General features: G+C 73.8%; 3 protein-coding genes. All 3 read left to right on the top strand.

Features of this window, described 5'->3' with window-relative positions; all coding sequences use genetic code 11:
• Nucleotides 1-199 precede the first annotated feature (199 nt).
• A complete protein-coding gene (locus tag VBO01S_RS31240) occupies nucleotides 200-664 on the top strand; it encodes a hypothetical protein (RefSeq protein ID WP_062483033.1) in 465 nt (154 codons plus the stop codon).
• A complete protein-coding gene (locus VBO01S_RS31235; protein ID WP_255221261.1) occupies nucleotides 648-2,015 on the top strand; it encodes a trypsin-like peptidase domain-containing protein in 1,368 nt (455 codons plus the stop codon). Before VBO01S_RS31240 ends, VBO01S_RS31235 begins: the two co-directional genes overlap by 17 nt.
• Nucleotides 2,016-2,095: 80 nt before the next feature.
• The coding region (locus VBO01S_RS32600) for a hypothetical protein (protein ID WP_157627546.1) at nucleotides 2,096-2,286 on the top strand (191 nt) is incomplete at its 3' end.

The following is a 2,286-nucleotide window of genomic DNA, read 5'->3' as shown; positions in this document are numbered from 1 at the left end:
TGGCGGGCGGCGTGACGCGGGTGCGCGCGGTGCCGGCGGCGCGCCTGCGCGACTTCCTGGACGCCCACGGCATCGCCTACGCGCACAGCCGCGAACCGCAGCTCGGTCCTCAACAGTCGCCCGCCGCGCGGGCCTCGACCCTGTCGGTCGGCGTGCTGTGCGGCTGAGCGTCCTTCTTCGACTTTTCATTGGAACTCCCATGACCTCTTCTTCCGGCAAGACCCGCGGCTGGCGCCGCCTGCGCCTGGCGCTCGGCGGGCTCGGCCTCGGGCTGTCCGCCGCCGCCGCGCCCCTGGCCGCATCGGCGCAGGCCCAGCCGCAGGTGCCGCAGCACTGGATCAGCTACGCCAACCTCGCCAGCAACCAGCTGCAGTCGTCGCTCAGCGACCCGGCCAGCGACACCGTGGTGCGGCTGCACACGTGGATGCAGGACCGCATGCTGAAAGAGGGCCAGCCCGTGCCGCCCGCGCCGGTGGTGGTGCGCGTGTGGGTCGCGGGCAGCGGCAAGGTCGAGCGCGTGGCCTTCGAGTCGCTGGGCGATGCGCAGGCCGACACCGACCTGCGCGCGCTGCTCACCGCGCAGCCGCTGGCCGAGCCGCCGCCGCGCGACATGCGCCAGCCGATGGTGCTGCAACTCACGCTGAGCTTTGTCGCGCGCACCTGACCGATCGCGCCGCCTCTGCGTGGCGCTGCTGGGCCTTGCGGCTGCAGTGCCGCTGCACGCCGCCATGCCCTGGCCCGTGCCGGGGCTCGCGGCGCTGGTGAAGGCCTTCGGGCCGGCCGTGGTCCACATCGGCGTGGAGCGGCCGTCGGCGCCGGCGCGCCGTTTCAGCGACCGCTGGCTGCTGCGCGCACCGCCGGCCGAGGCCGACGAGAGCAGCCTGGGCAGCGGCTTCCTCGTGAGCGCCGACGGGCTCATCCTCACCAACGCGCACGTGGTCGCGCACGGCACGCAGATCCGCGTGAAGCTGCCCGACCGGCGCGAGTTCCGGGCGCGGCTCATCGGCCTGGACGCACTGGCCGACGTGGCCTTGCTGAAGATCGACGCGACCGGCTTGCCCACGGTGCGCATCGGCGACCCGGCGGACGTGGAGCCCGGCGACGGCGTGGCCGCCATCGGCTCGCCCTACGGCTTCGGCAACTCGGTGACGGCCGGCATCGTCAGCGCCAAGGGGCGGTTGCTGCCGGGCGCGGAGTCGATGCAGTTTTTACAGACCGACGTGCCGATCAACCCCGGCAATTCGGGCGGGCCGCTGTTCAACCTGCGCGGCGAGGTGATCGGCATCAACTCGCGCATCTACAGCCGAAGCGGCGGTTACCAGGGGCTGTCGTTCGCCATTCCCATCGACGCCGCCATGCGCATCAAGGACCAGCTGCTGGCCACCGGCACCGTCACGCGCGGGCGCATCGGCGTGTCCGTGCAGGAGGTGGGGCAGGCGCTGGCCGACACCTTCCGCCTGCCGCGCCCGGCCGGCGCGCTGGTCACCGACGTGGAGTCGCGCGGCGCGGCGGCGCGGGGCGGGCTGAAGACCGGCGACGTGATCCTGTCGGTGCAGGGCCGCGAGGTGGTGCAGGCGGCCGACGCGCTGGGCTTCATCGCCGAGCAGGTGCCGGGGCAGCGCGCGCGGCTCATGGTGTGGCGCGACCGCGCCGAGCACGTGGTCGAGGTGAAGGTGGAGGGCTACGACACGCCGCGCCTGCAGGGCGAGGCGGCGACGGCGGCCTCGGTGCCTTCGCGCCTGGGCTTCGCGGTGCGCCCGCTGGCGCCGGCCGAGCGGCAGTTCCTGCGCGTGGAGGGCGGGCTGCTGGTGCAGCGCGTGAACGTCGCGGCGTCGCGCGCGGGCGTGCAGCCGGGCGACGTCATTCTGGCGCTCAACGGCCAGCCGATCGACAGCGCCGAAGCCCTGGCCCAGGCGCTGGAGGGGGCCGACGGCACGGCGGCGTTGCTGGTGCAGCGCGCGGGGGCGCGGATCTTCGTGCCGATCTGCGCGCAGGCCGGGTCGCCGAAGTGCTGAGAAGGCCTCGCGCTGACCGGCCAAGTCATCCGAACGTCATGCAGCGAACCTAGCATCCGCTTCGACATGCCCCCCGGGCCGTGGCTTTCGCCGGGCGTATCGAACTCATGCGGCATGCACCTCCTTCCTTTCCTCTCGTCTCCCTGGCCGGCATCGCGCTGGTCGCCTGCATGACCGGGCCGTGGATGAGCGCCCGCGCGCAGTCCGACGCGGCGCCGCTTCGGCCGCAGGCCGCGCGCATCGCCTTCGACATCGCGGCCCAGCCGCTGGC

It is taken from the genome of Variovorax boronicumulans NBRC 103145, from assembly GCF_001591345.1.
Classification (GTDB): domain Bacteria; phylum Pseudomonadota; class Gammaproteobacteria; order Burkholderiales; family Burkholderiaceae_C; genus Variovorax; species Variovorax boronicumulans.
This window is presented reverse-complemented; position numbering and strand designations above follow the sequence as displayed.